This window comes from Streptomyces sp. NPDC001568 (assembly GCF_042893755.1).
In the GTDB taxonomy this organism is placed as follows: domain Bacteria; phylum Actinomycetota; class Actinomycetes; order Streptomycetales; family Streptomycetaceae; genus Streptomyces.
This window is the reverse complement of sequence record NZ_JBIAVF010000021.1, coordinates 94,698-118,691: the sequence shown is the minus strand read 5'-3', so window position 1 is coordinate 118,691 and position 23,994 is coordinate 94,698. Positions and strand designations below refer to the sequence as shown.

The 23,994-nt window shown below is 73.5% G+C and carries 19 protein-coding genes; 7 read left to right on the top strand and 12 right to left on the bottom strand.

Translation table 11 applies throughout. The features are described from left to right. Positions 1-44: 44 nt before the first annotated feature. The gene (locus ACFY0I_RS32555; protein ID WP_388902466.1) at positions 45-464 is read right to left on the bottom strand and encodes a ribosome-inactivating family protein; all 420 of its coding nucleotides are present in this window, start codon (positions 462-464) and stop codon (positions 45-47) included. A 652-nt stretch (positions 465-1,116) separates the two neighbouring features. Between ACFY0I_RS32555 and ACFY0I_RS32550 the strand changes: the two genes are divergently transcribed. Then, complete coding sequence (locus ACFY0I_RS32550) at positions 1,117-1,329, top strand: hypothetical protein (protein WP_388902465.1); 213 nt, start codon at positions 1,117-1,119, stop codon at positions 1,327-1,329. A 12-nt stretch (positions 1,330-1,341) separates the two neighbouring features. Here ACFY0I_RS32550 and ACFY0I_RS32545 read toward each other — a convergent pair whose 3' ends face one another. After that, positions 1,342-1,656 (bottom strand): NIPSNAP family protein, encoded by a 315-nt coding sequence (locus ACFY0I_RS32545; protein ID WP_281204776.1) that lies wholly within the window; start codon positions 1,654-1,656, stop codon positions 1,342-1,344. Between the two features lie 37 nt (positions 1,657-1,693). Beyond that, positions 1,694-2,479: a fibronectin type III domain-containing protein gene (locus tag ACFY0I_RS32540; protein ID WP_388902464.1), complete on the bottom strand. Its 786-nt coding sequence runs from the start codon at positions 2,477-2,479 to the stop codon at positions 1,694-1,696. Positions 2,480-2,806: 327 nt separating this feature from the next. Here ACFY0I_RS32540 and ACFY0I_RS32535 point away from each other — a divergent pair, with 327 nt between their 5' ends. The 5 genes from ACFY0I_RS32535 to ACFY0I_RS32515 all read left to right on the top strand — a co-directional run bounded on the left by ACFY0I_RS32535 (position 2,807) and on the right by ACFY0I_RS32515 (position 10,823). Beyond that, positions 2,807-4,096, top strand: a complete 1,290-nt coding sequence (locus tag ACFY0I_RS32535; protein ID WP_388902462.1) for a TerD family protein — start codon at positions 2,807-2,809, stop codon at positions 4,094-4,096. Between the two features lie 204 nt (positions 4,097-4,300). Continuing rightward, the gene (lanKC, locus tag ACFY0I_RS32530) at positions 4,301-6,967 is read left to right on the top strand and encodes a class III lanthionine synthetase LanKC (protein ID WP_388902460.1); all 2,667 of its coding nucleotides are present in this window, start codon (positions 4,301-4,303) and stop codon (positions 6,965-6,967) included. Continuing rightward, positions 6,964-7,101: a SapB/AmfS family lanthipeptide gene (locus tag ACFY0I_RS32525; RefSeq protein WP_281204780.1), complete on the top strand. Its 138-nt coding sequence runs from the start codon at positions 6,964-6,966 to the stop codon at positions 7,099-7,101. Before lanKC ends, ACFY0I_RS32525 begins: the two co-directional genes overlap by 4 nt. 66 nt (positions 7,102-7,167) lie before the next feature. Further along, positions 7,168-9,027, top strand: a complete 1,860-nt coding sequence (locus ACFY0I_RS32520) for an ATP-binding cassette domain-containing protein (protein ID WP_388902459.1) — start codon at positions 7,168-7,170, stop codon at positions 9,025-9,027. Next, positions 9,024-10,823, top strand: coding sequence for an ATP-binding cassette domain-containing protein (locus ACFY0I_RS32515; protein WP_388902457.1), 1,800 nt, complete (start codon positions 9,024-9,026; stop codon positions 10,821-10,823). Before ACFY0I_RS32520 ends, ACFY0I_RS32515 begins: the two co-directional genes overlap by 4 nt. 74 nt (positions 10,824-10,897) lie before the next feature. Here ACFY0I_RS32515 and ACFY0I_RS32510 read toward each other — a convergent pair whose 3' ends face one another. Next, a complete protein-coding gene (locus tag ACFY0I_RS32510) occupies positions 10,898-11,506 on the bottom strand; it encodes a LuxR C-terminal-related transcriptional regulator (protein ID WP_388902455.1) in 609 nt (202 codons plus the stop codon). 538 nt (positions 11,507-12,044) lie between these two features. On the opposite strand from ACFY0I_RS32510, the gene ACFY0I_RS32505 reads away from it, so the two are divergent. After that, the gene (locus ACFY0I_RS32505; protein ID WP_388902454.1) at positions 12,045-12,497 is read left to right on the top strand and encodes an ATP-binding protein; all 453 of its coding nucleotides are present in this window, start codon (positions 12,045-12,047) and stop codon (positions 12,495-12,497) included. A gap of 94 nt (positions 12,498-12,591) precedes the next feature. On the opposite strand, the gene ACFY0I_RS32500 is transcribed toward ACFY0I_RS32505, so the two are convergent. The 8 genes from ACFY0I_RS32500 to ACFY0I_RS32465 all read right to left on the bottom strand — a co-directional run bounded on the left by ACFY0I_RS32500 (position 12,592) and on the right by ACFY0I_RS32465 (position 23,991). After that, positions 12,592-13,443 carry a phosphatase PAP2 family protein gene (locus tag ACFY0I_RS32500; protein ID WP_388902452.1) on the bottom strand — a complete coding sequence of 284 codons (852 nt, stop codon included), beginning with the start codon at positions 13,441-13,443 and terminating at the stop codon, positions 12,592-12,594. Positions 13,444-13,506: 63 nt separating this feature from the next. Further along, entirely contained in the window at positions 13,507-14,460 is a 954-nt protein-coding gene (locus ACFY0I_RS32495) for a YihY/virulence factor BrkB family protein (protein ID WP_388902450.1), read from the bottom strand. A 69-nt stretch (positions 14,461-14,529) separates the two neighbouring features. Next, positions 14,530-16,398 carry a diacylglycerol kinase family protein gene (locus ACFY0I_RS32490; protein ID WP_388902448.1) on the bottom strand — a complete coding sequence of 623 codons (1,869 nt, stop codon included), beginning with the start codon at positions 16,396-16,398 and terminating at the stop codon, positions 14,530-14,532. Between the two features lie 163 nt (positions 16,399-16,561). After that, on the bottom strand, positions 16,562-16,882 hold the full coding sequence (locus ACFY0I_RS32485) for a hypothetical protein (RefSeq protein ID WP_388902446.1): 321 nt from the start codon (positions 16,880-16,882) through the stop codon (positions 16,562-16,564). A gap of 100 nt (positions 16,883-16,982) precedes the next feature. Beyond that, positions 16,983-18,095, bottom strand: coding sequence for a glutamate--cysteine ligase (locus ACFY0I_RS32480; protein ID WP_388902444.1), 1,113 nt, complete (start codon positions 18,093-18,095; stop codon positions 16,983-16,985). Positions 18,096-18,223: 128 nt separating this feature from the next. Next, complete coding sequence (locus tag ACFY0I_RS32475; protein ID WP_388902443.1) at positions 18,224-20,464, bottom strand: catalase; 2,241 nt, start codon at positions 20,462-20,464, stop codon at positions 18,224-18,226. A 159-nt stretch (positions 20,465-20,623) separates the two neighbouring features. Continuing rightward, on the bottom strand, positions 20,624-21,808 hold the full coding sequence (locus tag ACFY0I_RS32470) for an alcohol dehydrogenase catalytic domain-containing protein (RefSeq protein ID WP_388902441.1): 1,185 nt from the start codon (positions 21,806-21,808) through the stop codon (positions 20,624-20,626). A gap of 149 nt (positions 21,809-21,957) precedes the next feature. Further along, positions 21,958-23,991 (bottom strand): S9 family peptidase, encoded by a 2,034-nt coding sequence (locus tag ACFY0I_RS32465; RefSeq protein WP_388902439.1) that lies wholly within the window; start codon positions 23,989-23,991, stop codon positions 21,958-21,960. Between the last annotated feature and the right edge of the window lie 3 nt (positions 23,992-23,994).

The window sequence follows — 23,994 nt, the reverse complement described above, 5'->3', positions numbered from 1 at the left end:
TTGAAGAACTTTGAAGAATCTTTCGGGAATTCATCGCACGCCGGTCACGCGGCTGCCCACGGCGCGATCGACAAGGGGCCACCGGTCATCCAGATACGTGAAACGTCGTCCGCCAATCGAGGGGAACGGGCCGCCGCACACAGCATTTCCGACAGCACGAGGATCCCGCGCGCCGTGCACCTCGGGTCGCTGTTGCGGTGCAGCCAGATCACCGCGTTGATCATGGGGCGGCGCCCCACGGGCAAGGCCGTACGTCCGACGCCGGCCACCGCCTCCAGGTCGGACGGGCCGCCGCCGAACGGGAGGGCCGCCGTACGGGGCATGCCCGGGGGCGCCATCGAGTCCCGCACGTACCGGAAGTAGGCCTCCGGCGGCGCCTGCCCGTTCTCGAAGGTGTTGCGGAACCCGACGATCCGAACATCGGAATTCTGCGCGAGGAACTCGATGTACAACTCGATGGACAAGCCCCTCAATCGAATGTTCAGGGGCAGGTAGCGCACCGATTCCTCCGCGCTCCCCGCTCTTCTGGGAAACCACAGCGCCTCCGCCGTACTGGACCGGACGGCCGACACGAGGAGCCGGTATTCCGACACCGAAGCGTCCTCCACCGAAAACGAAACGGGTTTCAGTACGACGGCATCGGTCAGTTGGAGGAGATCGGAACTCGCGCTCCCCGCCGGAAATCCCGTCGCAGCCGGTTCGATCCTGCCGCATTCACGCACGCCACATCCACCGCCTTGACATCACCCCGGTCGACGACGGGTTCGCATCACCCTTGTCGCCGGGCCTGGTTCGGTCCGGTTCTTTGTAGTCGTCCATGCGGGGCGGAAACGAATACTTGGCCTCTGATGCTAAGAACTCCTCACGTGCCCGAGGATCGATCACCATCCGCGCCCCGTCACACCCACCGCGCCCCGCAGCGGACCGGGAGCACGGCCGCCCGGTCCCGCGTCGGGGAGTTCGACTCCCCCGCCGTCGCCCGGCCCACCCGGTCATCGGGCATTCGGGTGGCCGGGCGACGTGTCGGGGGCGGTGGGGGTGGGGCGGTTCTGCATTCTGGGCCGGGCACGGCTGCGCGTTTCGGCGCCGCCTCCCCCGAGCAAGAAGGAGTACAACATGACCGCGGACGCGGTAGGGCGGTTCCTCGCGGCACTGGAACCTCGGCAGCGGGAGGCCGTCGCCGGCAGGCCGCGGGCCGATCAGGAGCGCCTCGCGGGCGCCTGGGAACAGGAGCTGGCATCGGACGACGAGCTCGACACCCTCGACGAACTGTCCCCGCCCGCGGCGGAGGCCGAGGCGGCCCGGCGCGTGATGGACCGCGAGGCGTGAGACGGCCCGTGTTCAGTCGCCCGGGGTTTCCAGCGGGCGCAGGAAGCGGCGTTCGTACCGCTTGATGCAGCGGGTCTCGCGCGCCAGGTCGAAAGCCGCCTGGCACTCCGGATCGGACATGCTGTCCGTGCGGTACTGCTCGTAGGCCGCGAAGCCGGGGAAGGAGAAGAGGGCGTAGGCGATGTCGCTGTCGCCCTCGCTGGGCAGGAAGTAGCCGTGGTGGGTGCCGCCGAACCGGTTGACCAGGCGGACCCAACGGCGCCCGTACTCCTCGAAGTCCGCGAGCTTGTCGACGTCGATCTCGTACTTCAGATGAATGGTGATCACCCGCCCATCATGCCCGTCGACATCCGCGGGTCGGGCGTCAGGCGCACTCGCTCCGTTCGTTCACCGGTGTCCAGTCCGACGGGCCGACGGCGTTGATCGCCCGTATCTGGAAGCACTGCCGGCCCAGGGGCAGGTCGGGCCAGGTGAAGGACGTGGCGTCCGGGGCCACTGCCTTGGACTGGTTGAGGGTGGTGTTGCGGATCTCCAGGTGCGTCTCGTCGGTCGCGGGGTTCTCCCACTGCAGCTGTACCTGGGTGAGGCCCACCGGGTCGGAGCCGGCCCTGGTGGCCACCAGGGCCGACGGTTCGGCCGGGCTGCCGATTCCCGTTCCGGTGCCGCCCGTGTGTTTCAGGGTGAAGTCCGTCGTGGTGAGGTCGCCGGAGAAGGCCTCGTCGTTCGCGGCCGACAGCGACACCGTCATGCTCTGGCGTGGCCTGAACCCCTTCTGGATGCCCTGGTCCTCGGCGTCGAGATCGTTCGAGCCACAGCTCGATCCCTCGTAGAGTCGCAGGGTGGGCGAGACCACGACCATCTCGTCGGGCCTGAGCTGGAGGTGGACGCTCAGTTGGCCACGGGATTCCCCGCCCACGCACGCCGACATGTCCAGCGTGGCGGTCGGTCTGTCGTGGCTCAGGTCAGCGGTCCTGTTCATGTTGAAGGTCTTGCTGGACGCGCTCGTGCCGATGCCTCCCGCGTTCGCGACGAAGAGCGTTCCGGTCAGGGTGATGGTGTGCGTGCTTGCCGCGGCGGCCGGCGGGGCGATCCACACGCACAGGAGGGGAACCGGTACAACCGCCGCGGCGGCGAGACGTCGCAGTTTCATCGCCACACCTCGCAATCGCCTCGTCGCGCCCGGAGAAATCCGGGCGGAAAGCAGTGGGACCTTCATCGTCGCGCCCTCCCCCGGCGCCGTCCACCGCTGGCCGACCGGTGCCGGCACCGATTCCCCGTTCCACGACGAAACCTGCTGGTCGCACGGGCGCCGACCCGCGCCTTCGCGCACGGGCGACGCGCTCCGTCCCCACATGCGCACCGGACGGGCTCCCGCAACTTGTGCCGCGGCGGCAGCAATCGCGCCCTTCGGGGAGGGGAGGCCGCCGAAACCTCGTACGCTGCGACGGAGTGGGAGACGTCGTGGAGGGGGATTCACATGTCCTTGCAGAAGGGCGCCAACGTACCGGTGCCGAGTGCCAGGGTCCGGGTGGAACTGGGCTGGCGGGGCGGTCCGGGAGCGCCGGACGTGGACGTGTCGGCGCTGTTGCTGACGGCGGCGGGCAAGGTGAGGTCGGACGAGGACTTCGTCTTCTACAACCAGCCCGTGCACGCCAGTGGTGCCGTGCGCCACGAGGGCCGGCGCCAGGACGGATCCGGCCCGCTGGAGACCATCGCGGTGACGCTGTCCGCGGTCGAGCAGGAGATCGGGACCGTCGTGGTCGCGGCCTCCACCGACGGCACGTTCGGTCAGGTGGCCGGTCTGTTCGTGCGCGTGCTGGACGCGGACAGCGGCGCGGAGACGGCCCGGTTCGACGCCACGGGTGCCACCTCCGAGACGGCGTTCGTGCTCGGGGAGCTGTACCGGCGCGGCGGTGCGTGGAAGTTCCGCGCGGTGGGCCAGGGCTACGCCTCCGGGCTGGCAGGACTCGCCACCGACTTCGGGATCACGGTCGACGATCCGCCCCCGCCGGCGCCCGCGCCGCAACCCGCGCCCGTGCGGCAGCCGGTGAGTCCGCCCCCGGTCCACCGGCCGGCGGCGCCGGCCCCGCAGCCGGCGCGGACCCCCCAGCCCGCGCACACCCAGCCCGTACGACTCTCGAAGATCACTTTGACGAAGGCGGCGCCCGCCGTATCGCTGGCCAAGCAGGGGGCCACCTCCGGCGGCATGCGGGTCAACCTCACGTGGAGCGCCGCCACGCCGTCGCGCGGCTGGATGCGGAAGGGGATGGAGGCCGTCCGGCTGGCGGACGTCGACCTCGACCTCTCCTGCCTGTGGGAACTGCAGAACGGCACGATGGGAATCGTCCACCCCATCAACAACCAGTTCGGCTCGTTCGACCGGCCCCCGTACGTCCTGCTGGACCAGGACGACCGGACGGGAGGCAGTGACGAGGGCGAGAACCTCATGATCAACCTCGATCACACCGCCGACATCAAACGCCTCCTGGTGTTCGTGTCCATCTACGCCGGGGCCACCAACTTCGCGGGGCTGCAGGGCGTCGCCACGTTGTATCCGCCCGTCGGTCCGCCGATCGAGGTCCGCCTGGACGAATGCACCGTCCCTTCGCCGGTGGCCGCGATCGCGCTGATCGAGAACGTGGGCGGTGAGCTCATCGTCCGGCGGGAGGCGAAGTACATCGTGCTCCCGCCCGGCATCCTCAAGCAGCAGGCGGTGGACCTGGAGTACGGCTGGGGCATGGGCTGGGAGCCGGCCAGCAAGGACTGACCGCTCCCGCCGCCCCGAACCGGCCCGTGACCTGCTGGAACGCCCCGACGCGAGGACCCGCGTCGGGGCGTTCCCGCGTCCAGGTCGGGTGCGGCGGCGCAGGTGACTCGTGCGTACTGCACACCCCGTCGATGACAGCCGTGACTGTCGCGCCCCTCGGTCCGCGTGACAGCGTGAGGACATCACCGACCGAGGGGAGCAGGAGTGAACAAGGGGTACGCCGCCTTCTGCGACGCCGACCGCTGGTTCTACGACGCGCCGTACCGGCGGGCCGAGGAGAACTACCCGGTCGCCCTCGCCCCCGTACCGGCGGGGTGGCAGACACACCGCAGCGGGGACTGGCTGGCGCTGCGCCCCTTGGACGCCCAACTGCCTTCCCAGGGCTGGAAGATCCACGTCTCGGCGTGTCTGGACAACGCCGAGTCCGTGCTGGAGCGGGTCCACCGCTACTGCCTGGAGCGTCGGATCGCCTTCAAGTTCGTGCCGAGCCGGTACCTGCTGCACCTGCGCAACGCGAAGTACGCCGACCGCGCGGCGAGCGGCAAGTTCCTCACCGTGTACCCGGCGGACGAGGAACAGTGCGGGCGCGTCGCGGAGGACCTCGACGCGTTGCTCACCGGCGAGCCGGGTCCCTACATCCTGAGCGACCTGCGCTGGAACGACGGGCCCGTGCACCTGCGTTACGGCAGTTTCACCTTGCGGCACTGTTACGACGACCGCGGGGAGCTCGTCCCGGCGATCGAGGCCCCGGACGGCCGGCTGGTGCCGGATCCGCGGGGGCCGGTGTTCCAGCCGCCCGAGTGGGTGGAGCCGCCCGCGTTCCTGGCGCCCCATCTGGCCCGGCGGGCCTCCGTCACCCTGGAAGGCCTGCCCTACACCGTCGAGCGGGCCCTGCACTTCTCCAACGGGGGCGGCGTCTACGCGGGGCGGGACGTCCGCTCCGGCGAGCGGGTCGTCCTCAAGGAAGGGCGTCCCTTCGCGGGCCTCGCGGCCGACGGCGCCGACGCGGTGACCCGGCTGCACCGCGAACGCAGGGCCCTGGAGCAGCTGGCCGGGCTGGACTGCGTCCCGTCGGTGCACGGCACCTTCACCGTCGGGGACCACCACTTCCTCGTGATGCAGCACCTGGAGGGCAAGCCCCTCAACACCTACTTCGCCCGACGGCACCCGTTGATCGAGGCGGACCCCGATCCGGCGGAGCTCGCGGAGTACACCCGGTGGGCGCTGGAGGTCCACCGGCTGGTGACGCAGGCCGTGGAGGCGGTGCACGCCCGCGGCATCGTCTTCAACGACCTGCACCTGTTCAACGTGATGGTCGCGGAGGACGGGACGACCGGCGCGCCGTCGGTGGCGCTGCTCGACTTCGAGGCCGCCGCCCACGTCGACGAGGGGCTGCGCCAGACCGTCGCCAACCCGGCGTTCGTCGCCCCGGCCGACCGGCGCGGTTTCGCCGTCGACCGGTACGCCCTGGCCTGCCTGCGGCTGGCCCTGTTCCTGCCGCTGACCAGCCTGCTGGTGATGGACCGGACGAAGGCGGCGCACCTGGCCGACATCGCCGCCGAGCAGTTCCCCGTACCCCGTGAGTTCCTCGACGAGGCGGTACGGGAGATACTCGCCGGCCCGGACAGCGGCCCCGAAGGAGGGCCCGGGGGCCCACCCGGACCTGGCGGTCGGGCGGCGGTCGCGCGGAGCCCCTACCTGCCGGTCGAGCCCGGCGACGGGGAAGCGGCCCGGGCCTCGATGACGGCCGCGCTGCGGGCGAGCGCGACCTTCGACCGCGACGACCGGCTCTTCCCCGGGGACACCGCCCAGTTCGCGACCGCCGGCGGCGGCACCGGCTTCGGCTATGGAGCGGCCGGCGTCCTGTACGCGCTCGCCGAAACCGGCTCCGAACCGTGGCCCGAAGCCGAGGAATGGCTGCTGGCCCGGACGAAGGAACCCGCCTCCGGCATGCCGCTGGGTTTCTACGACGGCCTCGCCGGTCTCGCGTGGACCCTGGAACGGCTCGGGCACCGCGACCGCGCCCTCGCACTCGCCGAGCAACTGCTCGGCCAGTCATGGCAGTCGGCCGGACCCGACCTGCACGGCGGACTCGCCGGCATCGGACTGGCCCTGGATTCCCTGGGGTCGTCCACCGGCGAGGGGGCACTGCACGCCGCGGCCCTGCGCTGCGCCGAACTCCTCTGCGAACCCGGGGCCCGGCCGAACCGGGCCGGTCTCCTCCACGGCCACAGCGGCCCCGCCCTGTTCCTCCTGCGGCTCTACGAACGCACCGGTGAGCAGGAGTTGCTGATCCGGGCCGGGCAGGCCCTGCACCGCGACCTCGACCGCTGCGTGACCAGCGCTTTCGGCACCCTTCAGGTCGACGAGGGATGGCGCACGATGCCCTACCTCGGCGGCGGCAGCGTGGGCATCGGCATGGTGCTGGACGACTGGTCGGAGCACGCCCGGGACGAACGCTTCGAACGGGCCCGGCCGGAGATCGTCCGCGCCGCGCAGGCGACGTTCTACGCCCAGCCCGGCCTGTTCCGCGGCGCGGCCGGAATGATCCTCCACCTGGCGCGCACCACCACACCGGGCCCGGGGTCCGCCCCCGAGGACATCGCCCGGCAGGTGGAGGCCCTCGCCCGGCACGCCGTCCCCTACCGAGGCTTCCTGGCCTTCCCCGGCGAGCAGATGATGCGCCTGTCCATGGACCTGTCCACGGGTACGGCCGGCGCTCTCCTCGCCCTCGGCAGCGCCGCGCCCGGCGGGCGCGCACAGCTGCCGTTCCTCCCCCCGCCGCGCTCCGCCGCGGCGGCCCCAGAGCCGGTCCCCGTCACGGGGGCCGTGACCCATCGGAACACCACAGTGAAGAGGAATCAGACATGACGCTTCTGGACCTGCAGTCGATGGACACCCCGAAGGAAGAGACCACCGAGGCCGCGCACCTGACGGGCGGCGGCAGCCGCGCCAGCCTGCTCCTCTGCGGCGACAGCAGCCTGAGCATCACGACCTGTAACTGATCAGGTCGTTCAGGGCCCGGGCGGTTCACCGCCCGGGCCCGCACCACACCCCTGGAGCCGCCGCCCATGACAGCGCCCGATCCCGTCGGTGAGGCGGCGGCCGTCCGCGGCGCCGACCGGGCGCTGCGGGCGGCCGCTCGCCACAGCGCCGGTCGCCTCGCCGCCGGCACCGTCTGCTCGGTGGCCGCCGCCGGCGCGGCCCTGGCCGAACCGGCCGTCCTCGGCCACACCCTCGACCTGCTGCTCCGACAGGACCCGGCCGGCGCGCGCTGGACCGCCTGGTGTGCGGCGGTCATCGCCGCCGAGGTCCTTCTCGACGCCGTGACGGCCCGGATCAACGGCGGCGTGGATGCCCGTTCCACCTCCTGGTTGCGCCGCACGGGCCTCGCCCGACTGCTGCGCACCGCGCCGCACCGGGCCGCCCGGCACTCCCCCGGTGAACTCTCCGCCCGGCTGACCTCGCACGCCACCACCGCGGGCGCCGTCCCGGCGGCCGTCGTCGGAGCGGCCGTGGCCCTGTTGCCCCCGGTCGGTGGACTCGTCGCCCTGTTCCTGGTCGACGTGTGGACCGGGCTGGCCTTCCTCGCCGGACTCCCGCTGCTCATCCTGCTGTTGCGGGCCTTCGCCCGCGATTCGGGCGCCAGCGTCGGCCGCTACCAGGAGGTGCAGCTCGCCATGGCCGGCCGCCTCGTGGAGGCGCTCGCCGGCGCCCGTACGATCGCCGCCGCCGGCACCGCCGAGCGCGAACAGGCCCGCGTACTGGCCCGGTTGCCGGAACTCGGCGCCGAGGGGCGGCGTACGTGGCGCATCTACGGATCGACCGTGGCCCGTACGAGCGCCCTCATGCCCCTGCTGCTGTACGTGGTCCTCGGCGTCGGCGGGGTCCGCCTCGCCGACGGCGCGCTCGGTGTCGGCGGTCTCCTCGCCGCGGTCCGCTACGCGGGCCTCGCGGCCGGGGCCGGCGCCGTGACGGGACGACTGGCGGCCGTCGTCCGCGGCCGGGCGGCCGCCCGCCGCACGGCCGCCCTCTTCGACCTGCCCGAACTCCGGCAGGGGGCGGGCCGGTTGCCCGAGGGCGGGCCGGGCACGCTGGAGCTGCGCGGGGTGCGCGTCGTACGCGCGGGCACCGTGGTCCTGCGCGACGTCGACCTGCGGATCCCCGGCGGTACGACCGCTGCCGTCGTCGGCCTCTCCGGCTCCGGCAAGACGACGCTGGCCGCCGTGGCGGGCCGGCTGACCGCCTGCGACGAGGGCCGGGTCCTGCTCGACGGGGTACCGCTGGACGGACTGTCCGTCGAGGAGCTGCGTCGGGAGGTCGGCCACGCCTTCGAACGGCCGGCCCTCTTCGGGGCGGACGTCGCCTCCGCCCTCGCCTTCGGCAGCGGCCCGGCGCCGACGCCGCAAGCCGTGCGCGCCGCCGCGCGGGCGGCCGGCGCCGACGGCTTCGTGCGCAAGCTGCCCGAGGGCTACGCGACGGCGCTCGCGGACGCGCCGATGTCGGGCGGGGAGCTGCAACGGCTGGGTCTGGCGCGGGCGTTCTGCCGCGCGGGGCGGTTGCTCGTCCTGGACGACGCGACGTCGAGCCTGGACACCCTCACCGCCCGGGAGGTGGAACGCGCGCTGGCCTCCGACGTCCGGCCGGGTACCCGTCTCGTCGTCGCCCACCGCATCTCCTCGGCCGCCCGCGCCGACGTCGTCGTATGGCTCGACGCGGGGCGGGTCCGGGCGACCGGCCCGCACGCGGAGCTGTGGCGCGACCCCGCCTACCGGGCGGTGTTCGGCGACGGCACGGAAGCGGCCGGGGCCACGGCCGGCCCGTACGCCGACGAGGACGCCGACGAGGACTCCGCCCCGGGAACCACCGGCCCGTACGGCGCCGGCCTGCGGCCCGCGCAGGAGCCTCCCGGGCGCGAGGCGGTCCGATGAGCGAGTACGGAACCTGGCGGCGGGTCTCCGGTGAGGGCCGCCGCTTCCTGCGCGAACGCCCCGGGGCGCTGCGCCGGCTCGCGCTCTGGTCCCTGCTGGAGTCCGCGCACACCTTCCTCGGCGGTTACGCGGTGGCGCGCGCCCTCGACGACGGTTTCCTCGCCGGGCGGACCGGGACGGGCATCGGCTGGCTCGTGGTGGCCGGCGTGGGCGCCCTGCTGGGCGCGCTCGCCCTGCGTGGCGTGTTCGGCGGACTCGCGGACCTGGTCGAACCGCTGCGGGACGGGCTGGTGCGGCGCTCGGTGCGCCAGGCGATCGGGCGGGCCGTGGCCGATCCCGGGCGGGCCGGTGACGCGGGCGCGGTCTCCCGGCTGACGCAGCAGACGGAGATGGCCCGGGACTCCTCGGCCGGACTCGTCCTGGTCGCCCGGTCGTTCGTCTTCACCGCCCTGGGCGCGCTGGTCGGGCTGGCCGCGCTGTCCCCCGTACTGCTGGTCCTCGTACTGCCCGCGCTGCTGCTGGGCACGGCCGGGTTCCTGGCCACGCTGCACCCGATGGCGCGCGTGCAACGGGCCGCGCTCGACACCGACGAGGCGCTGTCCGCGCGCGCCGCGGAACTGGCGTCGGGGCTGCGCGACGTCGTCGCGTGCGGCGGCGCGGCGAGCGCCGGAGCCGGGGTGGAGCTGCTGATCGCCGAACAGGAGCGGCTGACCGTGCGGCTCGCGCGGTGGACCGCGCTGCGCACGCTGGCCCTGGGCGTCGCGGGTCGGCTTCCGGTCGTCGTACTGCTCGCCGCGACGCCCTGGTTGCTCCGGCGCGGGGTGAGCGCGGGCGCGGTGGCCGGGGCGCTCACCTACCTCATGCAGTCGCTGCTCCCCGCTCTGGACGCGCTGATGACCGCCCTGGGGGCGGCGGGCACCCGCCTGCTGGTGGTACTGGACCGGTTCTGCGAGCGGGCTCCGGAAACGGTGACGCAGTCCGTGCGGGCGCCGGCCACGGAACCCGCGCCCGTATCCGTACCCGTACCCGTACCCGTATCCGTACCCGTACCCGTATCCGTACCGTCGCCCGCGCACGCACCCGCCGTCGAGCTCCGGCGGGTCCGCTTCGCCTACGGGCCCCGCGCGGACCCGGTCATCGACGGGCTCGACCTGGTGGTACGGCCGGGTGAGCACCTGGCCGTGGTGGGGCCGAGCGGCATCGGCAAGTCCACCCTCACCGCTCTGATCGCCGGCCTGCTGCCGCCCGGCGACGGCACCGTACGGGTCGCGGGCGCCCCCGCGTCGGGCGCCCCGGGGCGCGGCCCCGATGTCCGTCGGACGCTGCTGCCCCAGCAGGCGTACGTGTTCACGGGCACGGTGCGGGAGAACCTGACCCACCTGTGCCCCGGCCCGGTGTCCGGGGTGGAGGTGGACCGGGCCGCGGCCGCCCTCGGCGCGGACGGGCTCGTGGCCCGGCTCGGCGGACTGGACGCGGCGCTCGACCCGGGCCGGCTCTCCCAGGGCGAGCGCCAACACCTCGCCCTCACCGCCGCCTACCTCTCCCCCGCTCCCCTGCTGCTGCTCGACGAGGCCACCTGCCACCTCGACCCCCGGACCGAGGAGCGTGCCGAACGGGCGCTCGCGGAACGCCCCGGCACCCTGGTGGTGGTCGCCCACCGCATCTCCTCCGCCGTCAGGGCCGACCGGGTCCTCGTGCTCGACGGGACCCGGGCGGTGTGCGGCACGCATGCGGAGCTCCCGGCCAGGTCGCCCCTGTACCGGGATCTGGTGGGCTTGTGGAACGCGCGGGGGTGAGGCGCGCGCGGCCGGCCGGAGCGCTCGTCGGGCGTCGGGGACGCCGGGGTGCGGGGGAAGGTCGGGCCTGCGGCTCAGACCCAGCCGGCCCGACGGGATATCCGGATGGCGTCTATCCGGTTGCGGGCGCCGGTCTTCCTCGTCACGGCGGCCATGTAGTTGCGTACGGTTCCGCTCGCCAGGTGCAGGGCGCGGGCTATCTCCGCGACCGAGTCGCCTTCGGCGGCCCGGGCCAGAACGCTGAGTTCGCGGGGGCTGAGCGGCATGGGGTCGGCCTCCATGAAGGCGGAGGCGAGCGTGGCGTCGATGAAGCGTTCTCCCGCGGCGACCTTCACGATGGCCCGGACGAGCCGGGCGGGCGAACCGTCCTTGTCGACGTAGCCCAGTGCCTGGGTCCGGAAGGCGCGCCGCAAGGTGCCGGGCGTGTCGGCCCTGGCGAGGACGATCAGGGGGGTGGGCGAGTCGGGCAGCAGGCGGCCGGCGTCGGTGTCGGCGAGGAGTGCGGCCGACACCTGCGGACAGTCGAAGTCCACGATCGCCACGTCGGGTCGTAAGAACTCCGCCTGACGCGCGGCGGCGCGCCAGCCGGAGGAGGTGACTTCGAAGTCGCCTTCGGATCTCAGGAGTGCGGCCAGGGCAGACCTCACCAGGCACACGCTGTGCAGTACCAGGACCTTGGTCATCGGGGGTTCCCCTCACGTGACGAGCGATCAGCATCAAGCGGCTGCCCAGCTACCGGCATGAGGGAACGTCACGGCGGGAGGCGTACGGGGGCGCGTGGCCGAAGCCGGGCGCTCCTCCTGTGCCACCCCCTTGCGACCGGTGGCCCTCCGACCTCGGAGGGTGTCCGGGAAGCGCCGTGCGAGGCCTCGGAACAGCAACATCCGGATGGGCTGATTCCGCGCGCATTCGGCGGGATCCGCACGCCGCGCACGTCTCTCGGGAGCCCCGGAGCGGGGCGCCCGGGGGTGACCGGTTCCGGCGTCGGGTTTCGGACCTCGCTCAGCGGCCACACGAGCGGGGAGCGACGGACCACGAGGAGAGGAAGCACAACCATGACGACGATGGCCCTCCTGATCGTGCCCATGGTGCTGGCCCTGCTGCTCGTCCACCGCAAGGGCGGACACCGTGCCCGCCACCGGGCGAGCCGGTTCTGAGCCGTGTCCCGGCCCGTCCGGGCCGGTGCCACACACGAGCGGAAGCGAGGTGAGTGCGGTGTCCATGCGTGCGAAGGGGTGGGCCAAGTCCTTCCCGGTGCACAAAGGTGTGCGCGAGGCCCGCCGTTGGACCCAGGACCATTTGGACTCCCTGCGGTGGACGGCGGACGCCCCGGACACCGCCCACTCCGTCCTGTTGACGGTGTCGGAACTCGTCACCAACGCGCACGTCCACGCCCACAGCAGCGCCCGACTGGTGCTGACCTGGGACGGCCAGTGCCTGCACGTCAGCGTCGCCGACAGCGACCCGAGCCTGCCCGCGCCGCGCAACGCCTCCCAGGAGGCGACCTCGGGCCGGGGCCTCGCCATCATCGACGCCCTCGCCGACACCTGGGACGCGCATTCCTTCCACGGCGGCAAGACCATCACCGCCTGTTTCCACCCCTTCGCGACGCCCGCCCCGCACGCCGGGGCGGGCCCCGCGAACCCGCACGCCGACGGATCGACCGGCGCCTGACGGGCCCCGGGACGACCGCCCCGCAGTGTGAATCCCCCGCCCGGTGGCGGGGGTTCCGCGCGTCCGGGTGCGCGCGGATCCTCCGCCCCCGCGATCATCCCCTCGGCCCGGCCTCGGACCCGGTCCCGGGGGATGCCCCGAGGGCCGGCTCGGGGTCGGCCGCGGAGATCTCGGGCTCCAACCCCTCCCCGACGGCGGTCCGGCGGCGTCCGGCATCGGCCCGCCAGGCCTCGAAGACGAGCGTGGTGGCGGTGACCACCACGAGGCCGAGGAGCCAGCCCCCCACCACGTCACTGACCCAGTGCACGCCGAGCGCGACCCGGGTCCAGCCGACCCCGATGACGCTCGTCACCGCAACCGCCCACGGCAGGAACCGCCAGGCGCGCGGCACCAGCGGGAGCAGGACGAGGAGCAGGATCGCGCAGGAGACCATGGCCGTCATGGCGTGCCCGGAGGGGAAGGAGAACCCGGGCGCGTGGGAGACGGGGTCGGGCAGGTGCGGGCGCGCCCGCTCCACCACGCTCTTGGTGAGGAACCCGATGAGGGCGCCGGCCGTCGCGGTGACGGCCGCCCAGGTCGCCAGGCGCCACGCGCGGCGCCGCAGCAGCCATATCACCAGGAGCGCCACCAGCAGCCGCATGGTCACCGGGTCCCACAGCACGCCGGTGAGGAACTCCAACACCCGCACCCGGTCCGGGTCCTCCAGAGCGGCCCGGTGGAGCCGTTCGGCCGTGTCCCGGTCGAGGCGGTACAGCGGCGACCACCGGGATTCGACGAGCACCAGGGCGAGCACGAACGGCACGCTGACCACGGCCGTCGCCACCACCGTCAGCGCGAGCCTCGCCCCGAAGGCCGCGTCGGGGCCCGATCGTCCGCTCAGGAACGAGCGGATCGCGTGGCGTCGAGGGCGGGAACCGGTTCCGGGACGGGGCGGGAGCTGTGCCATGGTGAGCGACTTTCGGTCGGGAACGGCCCCGCGGGACCGTCCGGTTGGTGGGAGCGGCGGGGATCAAACCCCGGGGTCCTGCGCGACGGGCGCGCGCACACCGGCCCGTACGGCTTCCAGTTGGGCGGAGAAGGCGAGGCCGAGGAACAGGGCCATCGAGGTCAGGTAGGACCACAGCAGCAGCGACACGAGCGCGCTGAGGGGGCCGTACACGCTGGTGAAGGTGCTGCTGGCGCCGACGTACAGGCTGAGCGCCCAGGTCGCCGTGATCCACAGCAGGAGGTAGACGACGGCGCCGAAGGCGAGCCAGGTGTAACCCGGTTGGTCGCGGCGGGGGGCGAGGCGGAAGATCGCGCTGGTGGCGAGTACGGCCAGCAGGACGCCGACCGGCCAGCGCAGGATGTCCCAGGCGCGGATGGTGTCCGGGCCGAGGTGGTAGACCTCGGCGAAGGCGTGGGTGAGGTCGGCGCCGAGGACGGTGAGGACGAAGCTGAGGCCCAGGGGAAGACCGGCGAGGGCCGCCATGACGACACCGCGGGCGTACTTGCGCAGGAAGGGCCGGTCGCGTTCGTTGCCGTATATCCGGTTGGCGCCGCGCTCGACCTGACACAGGCTCGTGGTGACGTTGACGAGGGAGAACAGCAGGCCCAGCCAGAGCGCGACCTGACCGCCGTCCCCGGCGTGCCGGCGGCTCTCGCGCAGCGCCTCGTCGACCACCTCCCGGCTGGGACCGCTGGTGATCCGTCCGATCGTCAGCTCGGCGACGCGGCCTATGTCCTCGGTGTGCAGGACGGTGGACAGACCGATGGCGGCGATGGCCAGCGGCACGATCGACAGGACCGTCTGGAGGGCGAGGGCGCGCGAGTGGCTGAACCCGTCGGCGTAGCGGAAGCGTACGAAGGAGTCGCGGGCCAGGCTCCAGCCCCCGTAGCGCCGCAGGGCGGCCCACGCCTCGTCCCCGGACAGTTCCTCGCCCACTACGTCACGTCTTTGCGGTACCCGGGTCGCGGTTCCCATCGGCTTCCTGACTGTGTGTGGTCCCGGCGCGCCGTGCGGCGGGACGGGGGGCAGTGGTGGGCGGGGGGTTCAGTGGTGGGCGGGACGGGGACGCGCGTGCTCGTCTTCGTGCTCCGCGCGGTGTGCGTCCGCGTGGGCTGCCGGGTGCGCCGCCCGCTCGCGCCGGAGCGTTCCCGGGGCTCCGGGCAGCCGGATCCGCAGGGCGCCCGGTTCCACCTCGGCGAGCAGGTGGGAGCCTTCCGCCATGGTGTCGCCGTCGACCTCCCGGGGTTGCGCCCCGGCGAAGCGGATCTCGATCCGGTGGGCGCTGAAGTACTCCAGGGACCCGCCGGCCACCCTCCGGCCGCCGACCTCGGGGTGGCCGGGGCCGTCCGGCGCGGGAGCCCCCTTGCGGACGACCCGGGCGGCCAGGTGCCCGGCCGCGGCGAGCCAGCCCGCCGCGCCGTGCGGGTCGAAGAGCACGAGTTCCAGTCGTCCGCTGTCCGGCCGAGCCCGGGGCAGGAGTTCGAGGCCGCCCTGAAGGGCGCCGACGTTGCCGACGACGACCATCCGGGCCCGGCGCCGACGCGGACGGCCCCCGTCCAGCCGTACGGTCAGCCGCATGCCGGGGTCGGCGAGGTGGCGGGCGCCGGACAGGACGTACGCGGCCCATCCCAGGCGCGCCTTGAGGGCGGGCGAGGTGTCGCGGACGGTGGCGGCGTCGAAGCCGGCGCCCGTCATCACCGTGAACCGCGTCGTCGGGAGGCCGTCGCCGCGCACCCGTCCCACGTCGATCGGGAAGTCGGAGCCGGTCAGGGCCTCTTCGAGGGCGGATCGGGGGTCCAGCGGGAGGTCCAGGTTGCGGGCGAGGAGGTTGCCCGTCCCGCAGGGCACCAGCACGATCGGGATGCCGGTGTCCGCCGCGACGTCGGCGCAGGCACGGACCGTACCGTCCCCGCCGCAGACGACGACCAGGTCCACTCCGGGCTCCGCGCACTCCTCGGGCAGCGCCCCGCAGGGTCGTTCGACGGAGGTGTGGGTCCACCGCTGGTCGGTCCACCCGTGGTCGTGGAGGCTGATCCGCACCTGTTCGGCCAGGTCGTCACCGCAGCCGTGCGGATGACGGACCACGACGGCCCTCCGTCCCGGACCGCCCTCGGCGGCCGTACCGGAAGGCACGGCGCCGCCCCGGGCGGCGGGGACGACGCCCGCCGTGCCGGGGGCGGTCGGGGCCGGGGCGGTCGGGTCGGGGACATCCGGCAGGACCGTGTCCGCGCCTTCCTGCGGTTCGCCGTCGGTGTCGCGGGTGCGGCCGGCCAGGAACACCGCGCCCACGACGAGCAGCGTGGCGACGCCGTTGATCAGGCCGCCCGCGACGTCGGACGGGTGGTGCATGCCCCGGTACATCCGGGACACTCCGACCGCCGGTGCGACCAGTACCAGGAACGTCGTCGCGACGTAGCGCCACGGTCCGCGGACACGGGTCCACGCCAGCACGGCGAGTCCGCCGTACAGGGCCACGGAGGCGCCGACGTGGCCGGAGGGGAAGCTCGACGTGGGCGGCGCACCGTCCAGGCGGGGCACGTCGGGGCGGGGGCGTTCCACGCACATCGTCACGGCCAGGAAGACCGCCGACTGCACGGCGACCGACGCGCCCAGGAAGACCGCGTCGGCCCAGCGCGGGCTGCCGGGCAGCACGAGCAGGGCGACGACGCAGAGCAGTGCGACGCCGATGATCGCCTCCGTGGAGGCGATGATCGACAGCCACTCCGTCACGGCGTTCGCCCACGGGGTCCGGTGTGCGGCGAAGCCGTCGGTGACGCGGTCCTCCGCCGACAGCAGTCGGGCCATCGGCGCTCCGGTCACGAGCAGGCCCAGCGCCACCATCGCGGCGAACTGGGCCGGTAGGAGCCACAGGAACCGTGCGCGTCTCGCGGCCGTGCCGCTATCCGTCGTCATGGCAGCCTTGTTGCCCGTGTCGGCCCGTTGATGCGCCGCCGATCCGGGCGACCGCCCCGACCGGCCCCTCGGTGTCGTGAGCGTGGTCACAGCGATGCGCTGTCACGGCCCGCGTGGTCCCCCGGGGACCGGAGCGGCGTGACGGGCACCGGCCGGGCGCCGCTCAGCCCTCCGGGCGTGGTCCCGCCGTCGGATCCGGGGCTTCGGCGCCGCCGCCGGCCCGGATCCGGGCCAGGGCCTCCTCGTGGAGGGCCGCCAGGCCGGCCTCCGGCAGGGGGACGGGGCTGCCCGTGAGGGTGTACCACTCCCACGCCCCCGTGTACTGGACGGTCAGGTCGGCGCGGCCCGCGCCGTCGTCCTCGGTGGCGAGGGTCAGCTCGCCGGTGATGACACCGACCTCGTCGGTCATCGCCCCGCCGGGCCCCGCGATGGCGAAGCCGACCAGGCGCACGCCCGTGTCGGGCTGGGTCCAGGCAGTGGTCACGGGTCGCGTGTGGTCCTGCTGCTGTTGTCCGGTCATGACCATCGCATGCCCAGTTTCCGGCCGGGTGAGCGTCTGCGCCAGGCCTGGGCGAAGAGAGGCCCTAGCTCGTCGTCAGGACTGCGCACCGGGTCACGACCCGGGCGAGGTCGCCCCCGCCGCGCAGGAGTTGGCGCTGGACGCGGGCGCCGTTGCCCTGTGCGTGGAGGTGTGCGATCCCCTCGCGCACCCGTTCGTCGTCGCCGTGGTCCACCAGCGCATCCCGTACGTGCCGGTGGAGGGCGTCGACCACCTCGGCGGCGGGTGTCTCCCGCATGGTCCCGGGGTGGAGCAGGGGGCCGTCCAGACCGGAGCGGCCGGCCCGCCAGGAGGCGAGCCGGAGCAGGCTGGTGGCCATCCGGGCCGGCGGCTCCCCGTCGCGCCAGGCGCGGGCGGCGGTCTCCACGAGGCCCCGGATCAGCGCGGCGAGCAGAACGGGGGTCGTCGCGTGCAGGCACACGTCCGCGACCCTCACCTCCACCGTCGGGTAGCTCGCCGACAGCCGCGCGTCGTAGTAGACCATCCCCTCGTCCCGCAGCACCCCGGTCCCGATCATGCCGCGGACCTGCTCGTGGTAGCGGTCGGCGGAGCCGAAGACGTCCACCGGTCCCGCCGAGGGCCAGCGGTTCCACACCCGGCTGCGGTAGCTGCCGTACCCGCTGTCCTCGCCCTGCCAGAACGGCGAGTTGGCGCTCATCGCGGTCAGCACGGCCAGCCACGGACGGATCCGGTCCAGGACGGCGACGCCCTCCTCGTCCGATTCCACCGACACGTGGACGTGCATGCCGCAGGTCAGCTGCTCCTGCGCCGTCAGCCCGAACCGCTCGCCCAGCCACTCGTAGCGCTTGCCCGCGTTCAACGACGGCCGCACGGCCAACGGGGACGTCGCGACGGCGGCCACCACGGCTCCGGCATCCGCCGCGTGGCGGGCCGCCTCGCCCCGGATGCGGGTGATCTCGTCCTGGAGTTCGCCCATCTCCGTCACCGGCTTGGTGGCGAACTCCACCTGCTCCTTCTGAAGTTCCTCCTCGAACTCGTGCGGGTTCGCGCCGGCCCCACCCGGCCGCCGCCACGCCAGACGGTCGGCGGCGGCCAGCACGGCCCCCGATACGGCGAGGGGCGCGCCCGTGCGCTCATCGACCAACAGCAGTTCTTCTTCGACACCCACGCTGCGCATACCGCCACCTGAAGTCGCCCGTCACGTCCTCCTCCGCGTGCCCGGCCCGTCCCCGACCATGTGCGCAGGGCGGTGGCGGGGAGGGCGGGCCGGGACGCGGGGTTCGGGCGGATCGGCGTGCGGACCGGTCAGAGCGCGGGCGGGAACCTGTCCCAGGCCCGGTGTCCGCCCAGTGCTGCGACAGCGGCTTCCACCGCCTCCGTACCGCTGCCGGCCACGACGATGCCGGGCCCGTCCGAGCCGATGCCAACGGTTTCGAGGAGCGCGGAGGCGTCGTTCCAGCCGCCGACGGCCTTGCCGTGCCGGTAGGCCTCGGTGAGCAGCAGCAGGACGCGGGGGTCGGCTCCCGGCCGTGCCGGACCCCCGGCCTTGGCGTCCCGTGCCCCGTAGGCGTCGGAGGCCGGTTCGGGTGCGCCGGCGAACAGGAGGGCGTCGAATTCCACGGACCGGGCGGTGGCGAACGTCCGCTGGACGGCCACCGGGTCGCCGTCCGTACCGAGCGTGCCGCCGGTCGGCGCGATCACGAGCGGCACCATGCCCCCGTCGAGCACGGCCTGCCGGGCGGCGCGGAGGCCCTCCAGGTCGGCGGCCCCGTCGGCGACGATCCCGATCACCCGGCCGTCCGTCGGCCAGGTTCCGCCCATCTGGGACAGGGCCGGGCTGGGGTCGCCGGTGACCAGGGGCACCGTGGCCTCCGGCGCCGGCAGGCCCAGTCCGGCGGCCACCTCCGCGCAGAGCCGCGGGTCGATGTTGGCGAGCACCTTGAGGGTGCGTTCCTTGATCGCCTGCTCGAAGCACTTGTTCAGCTCGAAGGTGTAGGCGGCGACGATGTGTTCGCGTTCCGGCGGGGTCATGCTGAGCCAGAAGGTCCGGGGTTGGGTGAAGTGGTCGGAGAAGGAGGCGGGTGCCTCGCGGACCTTGCTCGCCGCGGGCACCTTGACGGGTGTCTCGACGAAGGCGCCCGTGTCGGCGCCCGCGAGGAAGGGACAGCCGCCGTCCAGACTGTTGGGTCGGTACGGCGCCACTCCGGTGTGGACGGCGCTCTGGTGCATGCCGTCGCGGAGCATGTCGTTGACGGGGGCGTGCGGCCGGTTGATGGGGAGCTGCCCGAAATTCGGTCCGCCGAGCCGGCTGATCTGGGTGTCGAGGTAGGAGAACAGTCGGCCCGCGAGCAGCGGATCGTCGGTGACGTCGATGCCGGGGACCAGGTGGCCGGGGTGGAAGGCGACCTGTTCGGTTTCGGCGAAGTAGTTCTTGGTGTTGGCGTTCAGGGTCATCAGCCCGATCGGTTGTACGGGGGCCAGCTCCTCCGGGACGATCTTGGTGGGGTCGAGCAGGTCGATCCCCTCGAACATCTGGTCCGGGGTGTCGGGGAAGACCTGGATGCCCAGCTCCCATTGCGGGAAGGCGCCGGATTCGATGGCGTCGAAGAGGTCCCGCCGGTGGAAGTCCGGGTCCATGCCGTTGATCAGCTGGGCTTCTTCCCAGACGAGGGAGTGGACGCCGAGCTTCGGCTTCCAGTGGAACTTCACCAACGCGGTGTCCCCGGCGGTGTTGACCAGCCGGAACGTGTGGACCCCGAAGCCCTCCATCATCCGGTAGGACCGCGGGATGCCCCGGTCGGACATGTTCCAGATGGTGTGGTGGGTGGCCTCGGTGTGCAGGGACACGAAGTCCCAGAACGTGTCGTGGGCGCTCTGTGCCTGCGGGATCTCGCGGTCGGGGTGCGGCTTGCCCGCGTGGATGACGTCGGGGAACTTGATGGCGTCCTGGATGAAGAAGACCGGGATGTTGTTCCCGACGAGGTCGAAGGTGCCCTCGTCCGTGTAGAACTTGGTCGCGAAGCCGCGGGTGTCGCGCACCGTGTCCGCGGAGCCCCGGGACCCGAGGACGGTGGAGAAGCGGACGAACACCGGGGTCTCCACGTCCTTCGCCAGGAACGCGGCTCTGCTCACCTCACCCGCGGTGCCGTACCCCTGGAACACTCCGTGGGCGGCGGCGCCGCGGGCGTGCACCACCCGCTCCGGGATCCGCTCGTGGTCGAAGTGCGTGATCTTCTCGCGCAGGTGGTGGTCCTGGAGCAGGACCGGTCCGCGCGCTCCCGCCTTCAGCGAGTGATCGCTGTCGTGCAGTCGCGTCCCCTGCGCGGTCGTCAGGTGGGCGCCGCTCTGTGCCCTGCGCGCCTGGTCCGCGCCGGTGGCCTGCCCGGTCGGGCTCACGGTCTCGGGACCGGCCTGGTCGGGCTTCGGGGGAAGGGGTTCCGTCGGCTGAGTGGGCTCGGCCACGGTCGGGGACACCGGCCCCGGCTTCCCCGGCAGGCCGCCGTCGTCGCCGGGGGTGGGGGTCCGGTCGGACTTCTGAGGGGTCATCGTGGCTCCAACGGGACGGCATGGTGGACGCCTCAGCCATGACCGGGAACGGTCCTCGGCCAAACGGGGTCCGGGGGGTTGTCACTCGCATCGCCCGCGGGTCGCGGCAAGTGCCCCGATGCCGTGACGTCCGCGCTCGTTCCGGTGTCCGTGCCCGGATCAGGGAGCGAAGAGCACCTTCACGGCGCCGTCCCGCTTCTTCTGGAACATCTCGTAGGCGTCCGGGGCCTCCTCCAGCGACATCCGGTGCGTGGCGAAGTCGTCCACGCCGAGCGGATCGCCGTCGGTGAGCAGGGGGAGGATGTCACCGACCCAGCGGTGGACGTTGGCCTGGCCCATGCGGAGCTGGAGCTGCTTGTCGAACATGGTGAGCAGGGGCAGCGGGTCGGCCGCGCCGCCGTAGACGCCGGACACGGAGATGGTGCCGCCGCGCCGGACGAGGTCGATCGCCGTGTGGAGCGCGGAGAGCCGGTCGACCCCGACGCGCTTCATGAGGGCGCCGGCCAGGGAGTCCGGCAGGTGGGTGGTCATGTCCTGGACCGCGGCGGCGACGCGGCTGCCGTGCGCCTCCATCCCCACGGCGTCGATGACGGCGTCCGGTCCCCGGCCGCCGGTGAGCGCCCGCACGGCGTCCGTCAGGTCGTCGCCGCATTCCCGCAGGTCCAGGGTGTGCGCGCCGCGCCGGCGGGCCCGCTCCAGGCGTTCGGGAACGAGGTCGATGCCGATGACGGTGCCGGCTCCCCGGTGGGCGGCGATGCGGCAGCTCATGTCACCGATGGGCCCCAGGCCCAGTACGGCGACGCTGCCCCCGGGCGGGACGGCGGCGTACTCGACGGCCTGCCAGGCCGTGGGCAGGACGTCGGAGAGGTAGACGAAGCGGTCGTCCGGCGGCCCGTCGGGGACCGGTACGGGAAGGGTGTTGCCGAAGGGGACGCGTAGGTACTGGGCCTGGCCGCCCGGGACCTGGCCGTACAGCTTCGTGTACCCGAAGAGCGAGGCTCCGGTGCCGTGCTCGTGGACCTGCGTGGTCTCGCACTGCGAGTGCAGGCCCCGGTCGCACATGAAGCACTTGCCGCACGAGATGTTGAAGGGGATCACGACCCGGTCCCCCGCCTTCACGGCGGTGACGGCCGGGCCCACCTCCTCCACGATGCCCATGGGTTCGTGCCCGAGGATGTCACCGGGGTCGAGGAACGCGCCGAGCACCTCGTAGAGGTGCAGGTCCGAGCCGCAGAGGCCGGTCGTCGTCACCCGGACGATGATGTCGTCGGCCTCTCGGACGGTGGGATCGGGGACGGTGTCCACGCGTACGTCCCGCTTGCCGTGCCATGCGAGTGCCCTCATCACGTCTCCTGGTCGACCGTTGCGTCCGGGTTGTCACGCCTTGTTCCCGCGCCTGCCCCTCGCGCCGCCGCCGAACCGACCCGAGCACCTTTTCCACCCGTCGCGCGCCGCTCGGGGCCCGGGCTCCCGCCGATACCGGTGCGGGAAGGTCAGGACGTCGCGCCGCCGCCCAGGTGTCGTTGCAGCCAGCCCGCGGCGGCGCGGCGGTAGGTGCGGCGATTGTCCGCGCGCAGGAATTCGTGTCCCTCGTTGCGGAGCACCAGCAGCTCGGCCGGTAGCCCGCGCTCCCGGGCCGCCCGTACGAACTGCTCGGACTCGGCCGGCGGGACGTTGGTGTCGTGCTCCCCGTGGACCGCCAGGACGGGCACCCGCAATTCGTGGACGAGGCTCATCGGGGAGAGGTCCCGCAGCAGCTCCCGGTCGTGTTCGGGGTGACCGTACTTGGCCGCCGCGGACCGGGCGATCCACGGTTCCGTGCCGGCGAAGAACGTGGCGAAGTCCGACATCCCGCAGACGGCGACTCCGGTGCGGAACAGCTCGGGGTGCCGGACCAGCGAGGCCATGGTGAGGTAGCCGCCGTACGAGCGGCCCATGACGCCCAACCGCAGCGGGTCGGCGTAGCCGAGCGAGACGACGTGTGCGGCGCAGTCGGCCACGTCGTCGATCGCCGCGAACCGGCCGGCGCCGAGGTCCGCGTCGACGAAGGAGCGTCCCCAGCCGGACGAGCCGCGGACATCGGGGGCGAAGACGTCCAGGCCGCGGCCGAGGAGCTCGTGGTAGAGCGGGTTGAACACCGGCCGTTCCTGTTCCTCCGGCCCGCCGTGGAGGTGGATGACGCACGGTCCGGGCCGGCCCGGGTCCCGCTCCGGGGAACGGTGGTACCAGCCTCCCAGCATCAGTCCGTCGCGGGCTCGGCAGCGCAGGGGCACCGGACGCACGGGGGGCCGGCCGGGCGGGGCCGCGTCCTCGTCGCGCGCCGACCAGGGGGTGCGAAGGGGGGTCGCGCCGCCCTCCAGTTCCCAGACGCCGGGTCGTCGTCCGGAGCCCGACAGGGCCACGAACACGGCTCCGCGGCCGGCCGCGGCCAAGCGGGTCACCACCTCGTGGGGCAGGTCCGGGCGCAGCAGGTGCGGGGCGATGTCGCGCTCCTCGACGGGGGCGTCCGGGGTGGGCAGGCCGATGCCCTCCAGCTCGCCGGCGCCGTGGACGTTCCACACCAACAGGGCCCACCCCCCGTGGTCGGGGACGGCCAGCAGGTCGAGGGCGCGGTCCTGGCGGCCCGCCGCGACGGATACGTCCCGGCCCGCGCCGTCCTCGTCGACCCGGACCTTCAGGAGGGCCGCGTGCTCGCGTTCCGCGTCGCTGCGCAACCAGAGGGTGCGCGCGTCGGGCGAGAAGCGGCCGATCCACGGGTCCCCGTCGGCGACCCGCAGGGCGAAGGTGGTGCGGCCGGACGTCGTGTCGAGGACGAGGCCCTCGCGGTGGCCGCGCGGGCCGCGGCGCAGCAGCGCGAACCGGCCGTCGGCGCTCAGGTCGCAGACGCGCAGGGAGGCGGCCGCGGCCTCGGCGAACAGCAGGACCGGGGCGTTCGTACCGTCCGGGTCGATGAGGTAGGCGGCGAGCGCGCCGCCGTCGGACGACCGTGCGAGGGTGACGGCCAGGGCGGATCCGTCGCGGCTCCAGCAGCCCAGGTGCGCGGAGCCGCCCGCCTCCGCACCGGCCAGGACCCGCCGGCCCGTGCCGTCGGGGCGCACCACCAGCACGCGGGTGTGCTCACCGCCGCCGGGGGCGCAGGTGTACGCGATCCACCGTCCGTCGGGGGACCACGAGACCTCGGTCACCGGGTCGGGGCCGGCATCGAGGACGTGGGCCTCGGCGCTGCGGGCGGGCCCGCTCCACAGTTGCGGGACCCCGGCCCGGTCGCAGATGAACGCCACGTGGTCGCCGGTGGGGTCGGCCGACGGGTACCAGCAGCCGTGGGCGGTGAGCAGTGTCGGCGGATCGCCGTGGTGGTCGTCCGGCACCGGTACGGGCGCGGGCGCCGGTACGGGAACCGTCGGCGCGGGGGCGGCCGGCGGGGTTTCCCGTACCGGGGCCGCCGGCCCGTCCGGCCCCGCCGCGAGGGCCTCCGGCGTTCCGGGGGCGTTCGGGCGGGTCGTGGGGTGTGTGCGCTCCAAGGGCATGGC